This is a genomic window from Rhizobium sp. NZLR10 (assembly GCF_019685125.1).
GTDB lineage: Bacteria > Pseudomonadota > Alphaproteobacteria > Rhizobiales > Rhizobiaceae > Rhizobium.
Genome location: NZ_JABDWE010000009.1, coordinates 183,357 through 198,674, shown reverse-complemented (window position 1 = coordinate 198,674; position 15,318 = coordinate 183,357). Strand labels below are relative to the sequence as shown.

At 57.0% G+C, this 15,318-nt stretch carries 11 protein-coding genes and 1 pseudogene; 5 read left to right on the top strand and 7 right to left on the bottom strand.

The features are described from left to right. Window positions 1-30: 30 nt before the first annotated feature. From HJB82_RS15825 to HJB82_RS15800, 6 genes and pseudogenes are all read right to left on the bottom strand, one after another. Window positions 31-1,811: pseudogene (locus HJB82_RS15825) on the bottom strand (methyl-accepting chemotaxis protein). Between the two features lie 182 nt (window positions 1,812-1,993). Continuing rightward, on the bottom strand, window positions 1,994-3,160 hold the full coding sequence (locus tag HJB82_RS15820) for an ABC transporter ATP-binding protein (protein WP_221140590.1): 1,167 nt from the start codon (window positions 3,158-3,160) through the stop codon (window positions 1,994-1,996). A gap of 79 nt (window positions 3,161-3,239) precedes the next feature. After that, a complete protein-coding gene (locus HJB82_RS15815) occupies window positions 3,240-4,265 on the bottom strand; it encodes a Gfo/Idh/MocA family protein (RefSeq protein ID WP_221140589.1) in 1,026 nt (341 codons plus the stop codon). A gap of 27 nt (window positions 4,266-4,292) precedes the next feature. Beyond that, on the bottom strand, window positions 4,293-5,126 hold the full coding sequence (locus HJB82_RS15810; RefSeq protein WP_221140588.1) for a carbohydrate ABC transporter permease: 834 nt from the start codon (window positions 5,124-5,126) through the stop codon (window positions 4,293-4,295). A 1-nt stretch (window position 5,127) separates the two neighbouring features. Further along, window positions 5,128-6,057, bottom strand: coding sequence for a carbohydrate ABC transporter permease (locus HJB82_RS15805; protein WP_221140587.1), 930 nt, complete (start codon window positions 6,055-6,057; stop codon window positions 5,128-5,130). Between the two features lie 71 nt (window positions 6,058-6,128). After that, window positions 6,129-7,583: an ABC transporter substrate-binding protein gene (locus tag HJB82_RS15800; protein WP_221140586.1), complete on the bottom strand. Its 1,455-nt coding sequence runs from the start codon at window positions 7,581-7,583 to the stop codon at window positions 6,129-6,131. A 287-nt stretch (window positions 7,584-7,870) separates the two neighbouring features. Between HJB82_RS15800 and HJB82_RS15795 the strand changes: the two genes are divergently transcribed. Continuing rightward, complete coding sequence (locus HJB82_RS15795; RefSeq protein WP_221140585.1) at window positions 7,871-9,130, top strand: ROK family transcriptional regulator; 1,260 nt, start codon at window positions 7,871-7,873, stop codon at window positions 9,128-9,130. 119 nt (window positions 9,131-9,249) lie between these two features. Here HJB82_RS15795 and HJB82_RS15790 read toward each other — a convergent pair whose 3' ends face one another. Beyond that, entirely contained in the window at window positions 9,250-10,440 is a 1,191-nt protein-coding gene (locus tag HJB82_RS15790; protein ID WP_259673959.1) for an ROK family transcriptional regulator, read from the bottom strand. A gap of 107 nt (window positions 10,441-10,547) precedes the next feature. Here HJB82_RS15790 and HJB82_RS15785 point away from each other — a divergent pair, with 107 nt between their 5' ends. The 4 genes from HJB82_RS15785 to HJB82_RS15770 are packed head-to-tail and all read left to right on the top strand — an operon-like array spanning window position 10,548 to window position 15,296. Continuing rightward, entirely contained in the window at window positions 10,548-11,552 is a 1,005-nt protein-coding gene (locus HJB82_RS15785; RefSeq protein ID WP_221140584.1) for an extracellular solute-binding protein, read from the top strand. A gap of 50 nt (window positions 11,553-11,602) precedes the next feature. Continuing rightward, on the top strand, window positions 11,603-12,607 hold the full coding sequence (locus HJB82_RS15780; protein WP_168260004.1) for an ABC transporter ATP-binding protein: 1,005 nt from the start codon (window positions 11,603-11,605) through the stop codon (window positions 12,605-12,607). Beyond that, window positions 12,604-14,313 carry an iron ABC transporter permease gene (locus HJB82_RS15775; RefSeq protein ID WP_168260003.1) on the top strand — a complete coding sequence of 570 codons (1,710 nt, stop codon included), beginning with the start codon at window positions 12,604-12,606 and terminating at the stop codon, window positions 14,311-14,313. Before HJB82_RS15780 ends, HJB82_RS15775 begins: the two co-directional genes overlap by 4 nt. Window positions 14,314-14,330: 17 nt before the next feature. After that, window positions 14,331-15,296 (top strand): sugar phosphate isomerase/epimerase, encoded by a 966-nt coding sequence (locus HJB82_RS15770; protein ID WP_127431447.1) that lies wholly within the window; start codon window positions 14,331-14,333, stop codon window positions 15,294-15,296. Window positions 15,297-15,318: the final 22 nt, after the last annotated feature.

Here is a 15,318-nt window from a genome sequence, read left to right as displayed (position 1 = left end):
CCGCAATACGTTCCTGCGGGAGGTCCGCGGTCATTGCCGGGATCTATCTGCAACTCGACCGTCACTCACTTTGCCGAGTTCGTTCGCGACCTTTGCCAGCATCCGGCGTGCTGGCAAAGATATTGACGCTGTTTCACGGTTGCTTTGACTGGTCTGCTTCTCAGAGAGTGCATTCTCAATCTGAAACTCCGCCACAATCCCGCGCAACTGTTTTGCCTCAAGGGCAAGTGCCGTGGTTGCAGCCGTGGATTCCTCGGCCATGGCTGCATTTTGCTGCGTAACCTGATCCATTCGATTGACTGTCCAGTTGACCTCAAAAAGGGTTGCGGACTGCTCGTTGGAAGCGGCCGTGACGGCATCAAGCTGAGTGTTAATCAGCACTATCTGGTCCACGATGATCTTGAGCGCCTCGCCGGTATCGCGGACCAGCTTGACGCCACTGCTGACCTCATCAACCGGATAAGATCCTTGATCTCTTTTGCTGCATGCGCAGAGCGTTGAGCAAGCTCCCGCACCTCCTGGGCAACCACTGCAAAACCTTTTCCTGCCTCGCCGGATCGTGCCGCCTCGACGCCTGCGTTGAGCGCCAGAAGATTGGTCTGAAACGCGATTTCGTCGATGACCCCGACAATACTGGAGATCTGCGAGGATGACCGTTCGATGCGTTGCATTGCCGCGACAGCGCTGGAGACCACCCCCCGGAGTGGCGCGCCGACTTGTTTGCCTCGATCGCAACATGTCGCGCCTCCGCTGTGCGCTTTGAGGAACTGGCGACGTTCTGGGTAATTTGATCCAGCGCGGCGGCGGTTTGCTCCAGTGAAGCAGCCTGGTGCTCTGTGCGGCGTGACAAGTCCTGCGCGCTCAAACTGATTTCCTGCGCGCCATCATCTATCGATTCGGTTGCGTTCGACACAGCTCTCAAGCTCTCGGCGAGCTGGGCAACAGCAGCATTGAAGTTCGCCCGCAACGGTTCGAAGTCCTCGGCGAACTTGTCGTCGAGGCTGAACACGAGGTTCCCGTCGGCGAGATGCCTTAGGCCCTCTGCAAGCCCGGTCGTTGGCTCCGCCATATCCCGCGCCCGCTGACGATCGGTCTCGGCGAGACGCGCACGTTCAATCTCGTTTGCGCCACGACTTGTCTCTGCATCCTTTCCGAGATCGCGCGCCCTCAACTCGTTGTCCTTGAAGATCTGTACTGCCCGGGCCATCGATCCGATCTCGTCGCGGCGAATCGTTCCCTCAACTGTCGAAGTAAGATCGCCGTCGGCTATGACCTTCATCGTCGTAACCATCTGTTTGATCGGTTTGACCAACCAGGCGCGAATTGCGAGAAAGCCGAAACACGAGACAGTGAAGAGTGCCACAATAGCTGTTCCCAAACTCAGCACGGACGTGTCACGGACAACGTTTGAAACGCCAGCACGCTTTTGATCTGCGTCGGAAGCGAGTTTTTCCGTGACGGATGTGAATCTCGGTGAGATGGCAGCAAAGGCGGGTTGGCAACGAGTGAGATAGAGTTGCGCACCATGGCAAGCTCGGCTTCACTAGTTCCGCCGCGACCAACAGCGATGGCTGCACCACACGTATCGGTCAGGACGGAGAATCCATCCGCCTTCAACTTCGGCAGTTCGCTCTGCTCAGGAACTGCGGCAATCGCCATATCCATGAACCTGACGAAGTTTTCTCGTGCGTCATTCAGCTGTCGTTAACTTTCAACATTTGCCGGCTCTGATAGAACGTCAGACTGAGTGCCATGACGCCAAAGACGGCCATGATGATAAAGAACTTACCGACAATGGAAACGTGTTTCACAGGCCACTCCTCTAAGCTCGGGATCACTTACGGCAGATGGATGTTCAGATTCTGATGGTTTGATGTCTCGGGTTTTAAAAAAATGGCTGCCGCCGACCTCGTAATCGACGACAGCCAAGTTGCCTGGGAGGGCAGGAGAAAAGAGTTGAAACCCCAGATGGCGATGGTAAGTGCACTTTCTGTCACTCGCGGATCGCAGTCCCGGTTACTGGATCGAACCAGTGCAATTTCTCCAGGTCGACAGTCAATGGCAGCACCTGATTGGGTCGAGGCGTCAGCGCCGGTGGTATACGCGCCACGAGCCGGTTCTTACCCTTATTGAGAAAGTCTTCGGTATCTTCAGCATCGTTGATATTGACCGACGGTGACGCGATGTCGAAGAACACGAAGGTGTCGGCTCCAAGCGCTTCGGCAACCGGGATCTGCTCGTTGAACAACGCCTCGGCCTCGGGACAAACCTTAAACATCTCTGGGCGAATTCCAACAATGACTTGTCGCCCGGCGAAGGCCGACAGTGCCCCCTGGGCTGGGACCGAGAAGGATATTTTCGTTCCAGTTACCGCAGCTTTTAGCGACCCGCCTTCCGCCGTCAGCTCGACCCGAACAAAATTCATGGCGGGCGAACCGATGAACCCCGCGACGAACAGATTGGACGGCTTGTCGTAAAGCATCTGCGGCGTATCGATCTGCTGAAGATTACTCTCCTGTCCATTAAACACCGGCTTCAGCACAGCCACACGATCGCCCATGGTCATAGCCTCGACCTGATCGTGGGTCACATAAAGGGTTGTGACGCCGAGCCGCTGATTAAGGAGCTTCAGTTCGCCGCGCATCTGCACGCGGAGTTTTGCATCCAGGTTGGAAAGAGGCTCATCCATCAGGAACGCCATGGGATGGCGAACGATCGCCCGGCCCATCGCCACGCGTTGGCGCTGACCGCCGGACAATGCCCCGGGCTTGCGCTCTAAATAACGGGTAAGATCAAGCATTTCCGCTGCGTCGCGAACCAGCTTGTCGATCTTGTCCTTGGGCATTTTTCGCTGCTGCAGACCGAAGGCCATGTTGTCGTAAACGGTCATATGGGGGTAAAGCGCGTAGTTCTGAAAAACCATCGCAATATCCCGGTCCTGGGGTTCTGTCTCCGTCACGTCAGCGTCATCCATGAGCAGCCGGCCGCTGTTGAGCGCTTCAAGACCCGCTGCCATCCGCAATAGTGTCGACTTGCCACAACCCGACGGGCCGACCAACACGACGAATTCTCCGTCCGCGACCGAAAAACTTACATTCGCAACGGCAACGGTCCCGTCCGGAAAGGTCTTGCCGATCCCGTCGAAGGTCATGGACGCCATTTTTATGTACTCCCGCATTTTTCAAGCGAGGCAAGCCGCACCGTTTGTGCGGACATGCCCCTCGCCTTTGGTTCCGGCTTTAGCCGATGTTCACAGCCTTGCCGGTCGCGACGGATTCTTCGATCGCCGCCAGGATCTTTGTGTTTGCCAGACCGTCCTGCGCATCTGCCAGCAGCGGAGCGTCTCGCACAATGCTATCGACAAAGCGGGCAATGGATTCCAAGACAAAACCGCCGATCCGTGTCGCGCCGGTTGGTGTTATGCCGATGTAGTCATTGTATTTCAGTCCGCCGTCGACGATCTTGCGCAGGCCGCCATTATGGGTGGGGTCCGCCTGGACCTGGCCCTTTTCACCAACGAACTCGATCTTGAAATCAACAAGCGAAGGATTGTCACGCGACAGGATCCAGCTGTTCTCCATGGTCACGACCGTGCCCTTGGAAAATTCAAGCACCGACACATGGAAGTCTTTCGTATCCACGCCGGCGGCAAATAGGGTACCCGAGCGGGAAACCGAATAAACACGCACGACTTCGTCTGCGAGAATGAAACGTAGGACATCGACGAGGTGGCTGCCCAGGAACCAGAGTGCCGAAGACTTTGCAGCCCAGCTCAGCATTTCGAGCGGAACGAATGTCGTATTCGAAAGACGCGCGGTCCCGTGTTTGGCCAAGCCGATCTGACCGTTTTGGATCATGTCACGAACCTGGGCGAGGATCGGATTCACACGGTTGTGGAAATCAATCATCAGCTTGCCCTTGGACTTAGCGGCAGCCGCAGCGATTTCCTCGGCTTCACGCACCGTCGTCGCAAGCGGCTTTTCGCTCAACACGTGTTTATCGGCTTTCAGAGCCGCTAGAATGATCGGCGTGTGGGTAAAGTCAGGCGTTGCGACCGAGATGGCGTCGATCTGATCGCTTGAGATCAGCTTCTGGTAGTCAGTGAAGGCCTGCATTGCGCTGTAGCTTTCCTTCATCTTCAGCGCCCGGCCCTCATCAAGATCGCAGACGCCGACCAGATCGGTCTCCGGCAAGACATTAAAGGTATGGGCATGATTGCCGCCCCAGAGACCGGCGCCGATGACGCCCATTCGCAGTCTATTCATTTCATTACTCCATTCATAAAGGAAAGCTCAGCCCTTCACCGAACCAAAGGTGAGGCCTCGTACGACGTATCGATCGAAAACAAGGAAGATGATCATCGGAGGTATCATCGCGAGCACTGCGGCGGCGGCGATGTAGTTCCAGGTCACTCCGCTCGTTGCGAAATACCCAAGTGTTCCGATAGGAAGGGTGGCGGTCGAGCGTGAGCTCAGCACCAGCGGAAAAGCGGCGTTGTTCCACGCGAACACGAAGGCGAACATCGAGGTAACAATGATCCCAGGACGAACGATCGGTAGCGTGATCCGCAACATGATCGTGTACCAACGGGCGCCGTCCACCCGGGCAGCTTCCTCCAGTTCCACTGGCACCTCATCGATAAAGCTCTTCATCAACCAGACGGAAAACGGGATCGTCAGCGTCTGTAGGACCAGGATCATCGAAAAGTAGGAACCCTGGAGGCCAATGCGCGTGATGAGGATGAAATATGGGATCAGAAACGCGACCGGCGGGGCCATCAACAGCCCGAGATACCACAACATGATGTTCTTCTTGCCGCGGAGCTTGAAACGGGACAACGCGTAGGCTGCGGGAACCGAAAAAGGCAGATTGAGTAGCACAGCACCGATCGCGACGATGAGGCTGTTGACCAGTTGCGGCGCGTTGGTGCCAGGATCGACGAGGATGTGCCGGAATGCGTCGAGATTGGGCTCGAATGTGATTTGCGGCGGCATGGTGAACGCCGTCTCGGCCGGCCGGATCGCAAGGGCGATGAACCACAGGATCGGACCGACGAAGATTGCCAGGAAGAGGAGGCCGGCGGCGTAGGTGAGTGCCGTGTTGAAGCTCGTGTGTCGGCGCGACATTTTACCACTCCTCGTTTCGGAACGCGAAGAAGACGTACAGTGCAACGATGACGTTGACGATCAGCACGGTGATCCAGGTCATGGCACTGACCAGTCCGATGTTGAAGTTCACAAGGCCCTGTTCGTAGAGTGAGTATCCAAGGGTGCGTGTAGACGTGCCCGGTCCGCCGCGCGTGAGCACAAGCACCGTGTCGAAGGTGTTGAAGATCTGCATGAAGCGCAGCATGACGATAATGATTGCGGTGCGTTTGATCAGCGGTAGCTTGATCCGCATCAGGATCGTCCATGCAGACGCGCGATCCAGGCGTGCGGCCTCCAAAATCTCGTCCGGCACGGCCAAAAGGCTCGCATAGAGAACGATTGCAAAGAACGGTGTCCACTGCCAGATGTCGACGAAGAGGATCGCCGCGAGTGCTGTCGATGGCGAGCCAAGAATTCCTTCTGCGGGAACGGGGAGCCAGAGCGACTGCAACACCCAACTCAACAGGCCACCGCCGGGATCATAGAGGTAGCGGAACAAAAAGCCGACGACGATGGGCGCGATCGTTGTTGGCAGGATCAGCAAGGCCCGCACGATGTTCATGCCAGGCAGTGCCTTGAGCAGAATGAGCGCGATCGCCAGGCCAAGCGTGAACTCAAGTGCCGTGCCAAGGATCGACAGGATCAGGGTATTGGTGAGCGCGGCGCGAAAGTCGAAAGCGTTGAAGGCCTGCACATAATTCTCGAACCCAATGAACTGGAGCGGCTCCGGGCCGATTTGCAGGTTCCAGAAATAGAAGCTCGATCTTAGGGCAAACAGCAAGGGGTAGGCGATCAGAGCGAGCAGCATCACCACCGAAGGCGCAATCAGCAAGTAGGGCAGGTTTCGTCGGATAAAGCTCTTCCGGGCGGGCCCGAGGGCTCGCGGAGAGCAAACAGTAGTCGTGTGCATTGCCAGATCCAGTTCTTCTTCACTTGGCTGCCGGCGCGATCGCTCTCGCGCCGGCCCGAGGAGAACTCTAATTAGTTCTTGGCGATCAGGGCTTTGGCCCCATCAAGAGTATCTGTGTAGCTATCCTTCTGATAAGGGATCATGAGATTGCCCTTCAGGATGCTCTCGAACAGGCTGTTGGCGCGCTCGAGGCCGGTCTTCGGCTCTTCGCTACCGGTCAGAAGCTGGTTCAATGTGAGACCCAACACGCTTTCGATGGCTGTGTAACCAGGGACAGGCGGGCGTGTGATCTTGCCGTTGCCCTGCTTCATCATCGCATACTGCACATCGAGGTAAGGATAGATCGCCTTGACTTCCTCATCTTGATAGAGCGAAATGCGCGCAAAGTCGGAGAACTGGTAGTTGAGGTCCGGCCAAAGGGCCATTTTCTTCTGCGTGGCTTTCGAGGTCGCCCATTTGATAAAGGCGTAGCCTGCTTCTTGCCTTTCGGAACTCGATGGAATGCCAAGGCTCCAGCCGCCGAGACTAACCGTCTGAGGCACGCCCTCGGCCTTCGGCAAGGCCGCCGTTACGTACTTATCCATGATGTCCGACTTTTTGCCGGTCATGTAGCCCGAGTTCTTGATTAGATAGAAGTACGGGGTCCACCAGTAGAACATGCCGATATCGCCCTTGGCGAAACGGGTGCCGGCATCGAACCAAACATAGTTGATCGCTTCAGGCGGAGACAACTTGTAGAGCTGCCTATAGACTTCGACAGACTTGATCCAGGCGGGGCTCGTCAGTTGCGGGGAGAAATCCCACGGAGCGGCCGGGAAAGATTTGAACCAATTCGCGCCGTGGCTTGCCGACACCTGCGTAAACATGTGGACGATCGGCGACGGCTGGGAACCGCAAACGACGGTTGGAAAGAGCGGCTTACCGGCGAATGATTTGCCTTCCATCGACTTCAGTGTGTCGATGTATTTCGTCCAGGTCCAGTCTTCCGATGTCTCGGTCGGCGGCGCTGTAATGCCGAGTTCGTCAAAGACGTCCTTGCGATACATGACCCCCTGCGCATAGGCGGCAACCGGCAGTGTGCCAACTTGGCCGCGCCACATATTCGAGGAGTAAAGGACCTCGGGGATGAAGTCGGATAGGTCGAATTCGCTGTCCTTGGCAATAAAATCGTTCAGCGAGATGATCCAGCCGTTGTCGAGATATTGCCCGAGCCACATCTGGTCGACGACGATGACATCGGCGTCGGAGGTCTTGGCGACAAAGGCAGACACGAGGCGCGATTGAAGGGCGTCATAGGAGAGACTCTCCAGTTCGACTTTGATGCCGGTTTCCTTCTCGTATTCTGGCACCAGCGCCTTCATTGAGAAAAAAAATGGGTCTTCAACGGACAGGACGCGCACGGTGTTCGCATCCTGCGCGGCACCCCTCCGTGGAATGGCCAATGATCCCGCGCCAGCCACAAGAGCTGCGACGGAAGCGCTTTTCAGCAGGTCACGTCGCGACATATTTCCGATATCGATTGTCATAAACAGCCTCCTCAGTTGCTTCGTATCCCAACCCCGGCCCTTCAGCGCAGCCCCTGGGCTTCCGCTTGTCGATACTGAGATTGTTACCCCTAATGTGCTTTTTGTAAGCAGTTAGTTTGTACCTCGCACAAACTTATGTTAGTGTCAAGAAGTTGTCGCGGCGAAAATTCCGGCGCGGTACTGCGGTTGTCATCGAGGTCCTGCTTGCATCACCGGAAAGGGCCTTATGTTGTATGGCCGTTCGATAATGTACGGGCTAAAAGGATCCGGTAGATTGGAGAAGAGAATTGAAGTTTGAGAGCCAGCCGTCCTATTCGTTGGGCCAGCGCACCCCTGCCAGCAGAGAAGTCGCCGTCGGCGAGAACGGCGGTAACGTGACACTTGTCTCCCAATCGGCGCTTGGAGCGATAAACCGCGGTCGCGTCCTTCAAGCCTTATATGACAACGGACCCAAAAGCCGGGCAGATCTCGCTCGACTTGCAGGTGTCAACCGGACCACGATAACCGGTATTGTGCAGCCGATGATCGAAGACCAGCTTCTTATTGAGGGAGATGCGTCGCCTTCCGACGTCAAAGGCGGCAAGCCGGCTCGTCCGCTTTATTTTAACCCCGATGCACCGATGCTTGGCGCAGTCCTCCTTCTGCCCGGCACGATACAAACATGCCTCGTGGCGTTAACCGGTGAGATCAAGGCCGTTGCGAAAGTTGAATTTGATACGCATGGCGACACAGAAGCATTCATCGCGGTCATGACGGAGACGCTTACTGCCACACTGTCTCAGGCCCAGCAGGCGCCGTTTGGCATTGGCGTGGCCTCTGCTGGAATGATCGACAGTGACAATGGAACCATTCTCACCGTCAATCTTGCTCCCGTTCTAACGGGACTTCCCCTCGTAGCAATACTACAAGAACGCTTCTCTCTTCGGGTTGCCATCGATCACCACCCCCGTGCCTTGCTTGTTGGGGACAGATGGTTCGGACCCGGTCGCGGTCAACAAAATTTCGCAGCAGTCTATACTGGCGAGGTTCTCGGCGGCGCCTTCTTCATCGACGGCAAGGTCTATCGTGGACTCGCCGGATCCGGCGGCGAGCTCGGGCACACCGTGGTGCAGATCGATGGTGCCCCTTGCAACTGCGGAAAGCACGGCTGCTGGGAGACGATCGCTGCTCTTCCGTGGTTACGAAAGGAAGCCGCCCGAATGGGCTTGCCGCATCCCAAGAGCATCACCTGTGCCAGGCTTGTCAAGGAAGCAGACGAAGGCTCGAATGCGGCAGAGGAGCTTCTCGTCCGTTACACACGGAACGTGGCTTTCGGCATCGTCAATCTGCAGCAAACACTCTCCCTCAACTCCTACGTCCTTCATGGAGACGTCGCCGGAGGCGGAATGAAGGCAGCAGAGCTGATCAGGCAGCATGTAGAGCAGCTAGTGGTGAAGAGACCTGGTCAGGAGATATCGATCACGGTGAATGGTATCGGCGAAGGCCATACGGCTCTGCGCGGCGCCGCCGGTCTGGTTTTATCCAGCCACCTCAAGCTGGTCATTTGAGGCTTTGTAGCGACACCGATATGCAACGAAGGGGCTTGCGGACCTGTTGTGTCGATTCGCGCCGGGCAAGGCCTGTCCGGTAGGCTTCTTAAAGAGACTCAGGCGCGCTATCGAATTTTCTAAGGTCGGGATTTGGGCTTGCGACCGTTAAGGTAAGGACTGCCATCGTCTGCGACGGCGGCGGAAAAGAGAGAGGCAAAGAACGGAATGCAGGCCGCCCCGATCGCGCCGGCGCGAGGGCCAAGTCGAGAGGCCTCAACTGCGGCAGCCTCCAAGCCGCGCGACGGGCCAAGGATTGGCTGACTGGAAATTGCGCGTACCAGCCTGTCTGTCACTAGTTCTGGCAGCCGTCCCCCAAGGACAATCAGCGCGGGGTCGAACATCGCCGTAGCTACACGCACCGTCTCGCTGAGCTGCTTTCCGGCGCGTTCAATCCAGATTTCTAACGCCGCTTCGGCGCTATCTGGCAACCGATCGAGGTCGATGAAGTCGTGGATGGCGAAGCCGGCACTGTTGAGGGTGGCAAAAAGATCTTGGCCGGATGGGCGCGGCTGGTCGTACGGGTAGAGAACTCCGGGCAGGCAGGCGTTTCCATTGACACCGCGGTACGGCCGCCCGTCGATAACCGCCCCTCCCCCGACACCGTGTCCGATGTGAATGAAGAACATCGGATCAGGCTGCGGGATGCGTCCGCCGAACACATACTCTCCGAGCGATGCAGCTGTTCCATCATTCTCGATGTAATAGGGCGCTTCGAAAGTCGCTTTAAAAGCTTGGTCCGCCTCACCATCATCGAAAGCCGGGAAGAAGCTGTGGGCCTTGAGGATGTGCGACATCGTGCCGAAATTGCCGGGCACCGAGCAGCCGACCCCGAGAAGGCGATCTTTAGGCGTGCCAAGATCGGTCAGCATCGCTGCGATAGCAGCCTGCGCCGCCTCTGCCACAGACAAAGCTGTGCTGGTCTCGATGTCTACAGATCGGGAGGTAAGAATCTTACCCGCTAGATCAGCAATTGCTACCTCCATTCGGGAGACCGAGAATGTTATTCCCGCGGAAAGATATCGGTCAGCCCGCAAGCTCAGCAAGCGCCGAGGCTGGCCTTGGGCGCCGGTCCGCTCGACCACCTCGATCAGAAGTCCGATCTCAATTAAGCGACTTATCAGCCGAGTGACAGAAGCACCTGTCATGCCGGACCGTTCCGCCAGGTCGACCCGCGCAATCTGCTTGCCTACGAAAATCAGTTCGACCAGTCGTCGTTCGTTCCGTGAAAGGTCCATTGGTTCCAAGAGTGTCAAATTGTCAGCAGCCAAACAGCTATTGCAATATATATTAAATTACGCAATGTAATTAATCTGTCATGAGGATCCTTTAAGAAAGCCAAATCGGAATGACCGCCAAAATGAAATGGGAGAACACCATGCACCAGATCAAACGATTGTTGAGCCTCGCCGCCGTGCTGATCGCGATCGCCTCTCCGACCTTGGCAAAGAGTCTCGTCGTTTATTCACCTCAGGGGGAAGAGAACGTTCAATGGATAATCGACCAGGCTAAAGCCGCCGGTCACGACGTGCAGTTTCTGCGCGCACCCGGAGGAGAACTTTTTGATCGGCTGGTCGCCGAGAAGAACAACCCCCAGGCCGACGTCGTACTTGGCATGGTCGACGCGTCTATGGCTCTGCTCAAAAAGAATGGCCTGTTCCAGCCATACACACCAGCCTGGGCGGCGGACCTGCCTGCGCACTACAAGGACAAGGAAGGCATTGTCTACAAATTCTGGAGCACACCGGTCGTCATCGCCTATGAGTCTGACAAGCTTGCCGCTGAGCGGGCGCCGAAAAGCTGGCTGGACCTGACAAGGGGCGAATACAAAGGCAAATACGTCATCGGCAACACCGCCTGGCAGACGACAAGGGTCTATCTTGCCGGCATCTTGGCCCGGTTCCTCGACGACAAGGGCGAAGTCACTCAGGCTGGATGGGATTTTCTTGGCGCATTCTATGCGAACGCGATCGTTGTCGATGACGCCGATGCGCGCAAGGAAGCCTTCAAATCGGGCGGTGCGATCATCAATCTGAACTGGTTCGGCGGCGTAATCAAGGACGCCAAGGAGCTCGGCATGCAAGTCAAGGTCATTGACCCGGAAGGTGGCACGCCCGTCATCTCTGAAGGCGTGGCGATCATGGCGGGAACCGATCAGCTGGAGCAGGCAAAGGCATTCGTCGACTGGTTCGGCTCTGCCGATGTCATGGCCGGCTACGCCAAGAAATTCGGTCAGGTTCCGGTGCTGCCGGCGGCGTTGGCCAAATCACCGCCAGAGGTGCAGGCGAATGCGAAACTAGTCAAGGCGCAGCCGATCGATTGGGATGCCGTCGCGCCCAAACTGGACGGCTGGTTGCAGAAGATCGAGCTAGAAATCCGGTGAGGATGTAGGGCCGGGCGACGCAGATCGCCAGGCTTCTCAGGAGTATGTTTATGCCGACCCCGATCCTCATCATCGATAAACTGCATATTGGCTATGGCGACAAGGTTGTCATCAGCGACCTCTCGCTTGAGATTCAAGAAGGCGAGTTCGTTGCTCTGCTCGGGGCTTCCGGCAGCGGCAAATCCAGCGTCCTAAGGACCCTGGCTGGCTTTCATCCGGTCATGAGCGGTCGGATTATTCTTGAAGGAAAAGATATTACCATCGAGCCTCCGGAGCGGCGCAAAGTCGGCATGGTATTCCAGAACTATGCGCTGTTTCCAACGATGACGGCTTTCGAGAATATCGCCTTTGCTTTGCGTGTGGCGAAGATCCCGCAGGGCGAGATTGTCAAGCGTGTCACCCAGATCGCCGAAACATCCGGGATTACGGAGCAACTGCACAAGAAGCCCGCGACCATGTCAGGTGGGCAACAACAGCGGGTCGCGATTGCGCGCGCGCTCGTCGCGGGCTCCAAGGTGCTTTTGTTCGACGAACCATTGTCCAATCTCGACGCCAAGGTGCGAGTGACGATGCGCCGCGAGATCAAGAGGCTCCAGCAGGAATTTGGCTTCACGGCGGTCTTTGTCACGCATGATCAGGAAGATGCACTCACCATGTCCGACACGATCGTCGTGCTGGCGAACGGTGGCGTTGAACAGATCGGTGACGGACGTACTCTTTATCGAAAGCCCGCGACGCCGTTCATCTGCGAGTTTATCGGCACCGCCAACGAACTGCTCGCACCGGTTGTCGCGCAAATTCTGGGCCGCGACGTTCGGGGGCGCATCTTTGTCCGCCACGAAGATGTGTTCGTCGGGAAAGCGGTAGAAGCCGGGTTGCCGGCGACCGTCCGCCATGTGGAATTTCTTGGCGCCCACAGCCGCATCGACCTGGATGCCGGCGGACACTTAATTTCGGCCGCCAGGATGGGGCACGAGTTACCTGAAATCGGTGAGACCGTGTCCTGGACGGTCCGGCCGGGCTCGGCGCATATCTTCGAGGAAGCGGGCAGATGAACCGCGCGGCGCCCGTCGAGCGCGTAGTCTATTGGATCGGAGTGGCGGCCCTGATCTGGATCGTCATCACCTTCCTGATCCTGCCGCTAGTCGCGTCACTTCATGCGGCCTTTTTCAAGGACGGCAGCCTGGTGGTCGGCCAGATCGCAAGCGAACTTTCAAGATCACGAAGAGTGCGCGCTGCCCTTTGGAACACGCTTTGGATGACGTCAGCGACCATGGTTACGGTGACCATTGTGGGGATGTTCCAGGTCGTCGTCCTTGAATATTTTCACGTACGCGGTCGCGCACTCTTGAAAATCGCCTATGCAACGCCCCTGGTCTTCGGCGGTGTCGTTGCGGCGGCGGGCTACAACTTCACCTATGGTCCCAGCGGTGCGGTGACACATCTGGTGAAGGCCGCCGTCTCCAGCCTCCCGCAAGCCTGGTTCATCGGCTGGTTTGGCGTGCTCTTCACGCATACCTTTCTGATGACCAACTTTTACTATCTTTTTCTGCGCGCTGCGATGCGCCGCGTCGACTACGCAACAATCGAAGCTGCGCGCAGTATGGGTGCCTCGGAATATACGATCCTGTGGCGTGTGGTACTGCCCGCGATCATGCCGACGTTCCTCGCCGTCACCCTTCTCACCCTTTACACCGCAATCAGCTCTTTCGCCGCCCCTCAGGTGCTGGGCGGTCGCGATTTCCACATGCTGAGCCAGATGGTGCTGACCTTGAACAGCCTGCGCCGTCCCGACATGGCCGCCTTACTCGCGCTTATGATGGGACTATGTCTCATGGCGCTTATACTGCTGTCTCAATATTTCGAAGCGCGCGGCTCCTATGTCGGCGGCGCGAAAGCGACTGCGCCCATCCAGCTACGCAAAATTTGCAGCCCCATCGGCAATGCAGTGCTACATTTGTTTGCCTATCTTCTCGTGGCTATCTATACGGTGCCGATCGCGCTTGTCGTACTCTTCTCCTTCGCCCCTGCCGCGAGCATCGGCATCGAAGTGATCCCATCCAGCCTGACACTGAAGAACTATACCCGCGTCTTCACCGAAGGCAGCGCCTTTCTTCCGTTTTTCAACTCCATAGTGATGAGCCTTGTCGCGGTATCGGCGGCGCTCGGCGTTACACTGTTTGCCGTCCCGGTTATTCTTGGCCGCCGCAGTTGGCTGACGCGCCTTCTGGACATCACTTTCTTCCTGCCATGGGTAGTTCCTAGTATTCTGCTCGCTGTCGGGCTGATCGTCACCTTTGACTCGCCAAACCCGCTCGTTGGAAACGCAGTCCTCCTCGGCGGCTACTGGCTCCTGCCGATTGGCTACGCCATCGTCGCCTTGCCGCTGATGGTGAGGTTCCTGAGGGCCGCCTTCGTAGGAATTGATCCGGCCTATAACGAGGCCGCCCGCTCGATGGGCGCCACCGGTCTTTATCGCTATCGCCGCATCATTCTGCCGATAGTGGCGCCGACTGTAATCCTCGTCGCCGGGATGGCCTTCAACGATCTCCTGTCGGAATACCCCTTGTCGGCCTTTCTATACAACGTCAATAACAAGCCGCTGCCGATTGCAATCGTAGACAGCTCGCTGTCTGTCGATCCTGAGCAGGCGGCCCTCAACCTCGTCTACGTCAATCTGATCATGGTGTTTTCAATGGCGATCATTCTGTTGGCCGAGCGGATCGGCCTTGGCAAAGGTCCAGAAACCACAACATTGTAGAACAGGAGACTGATCCATTGGATACCTGCATCACCGTCTGGCATTGGCCGCACCAGGAGCGTTGGTACGACGAAGGCATTCGCAACTCGCTCACCCTCATTAAGGAAGCTGGCTTCACACACATCAACTGGAATCCCGACTCCGGCAGTTCGTACTGGCTGGCCGACGCCGAGATCGAGTTTACAAGCAGGATCGTGGCCGATGCTGGGCTGAAAGTGCACTCGGTTCATGCCAGCAATGGCCGCAATCCTATCACCGAGATCGGCTACAAAAACCCTGGCCCTTTCGCGATGGAGACGCGCAAGGACTTCCTGTCGCCGCATGAATGGCAGCGCCGCAGCGGAGTCGAGCTGTTGCGTAACCGTGTCGACCTGGCGGCCGCGTTCCAGTCCCCCAATATCGTTCTGCACATCGATATCAACGACAACGTCTTCGGCAGCGAAGCCGCCGAACGAGCGTTCTTCGACCCCCTTTTCCAGTCTCTCGACGAAATCAGGCCTTACTGCGTCGAAAAGGGCGTCCAGATTGCCGCGGAAACTCTCCTCTGCGCCAACGCCCAGAATTTCCTCAACCTCTATGATCGGCTGTTCGCTCGATACGGCAAGGAGTTCATCGGCGTCTGCTTCGATTGTGGCCACTGGGAACTGATCGAGCCAGGCAAGCTCAGCGTCCTTGAGCGTTTCGCGGATCGCGTCATTGCTACTCACATTCACGACAATTTCGGAGCAGTGGATGACCATCTCTTGCCATTCGACGGACGATTAGATTGGCACACGATCGCCTCGGCGATCGCCTCAACTCCTTATCAGACTCCGCTCAACTTCGAGACGCCAATTGACCGGTATGGGATACCAGAATCCGCCTATTATCGCCGCGCTCACGGTGTTGCTGTTAGGCTTGAGGAGATGGTAGCCGAGGCGCGCGAGAGGAAAAGCAGTGATGGCGAATGCGCCTGCCCTCGACAATTCTTCACTACGTCGTGACAGAGGTAGCAGCGTTGACGTT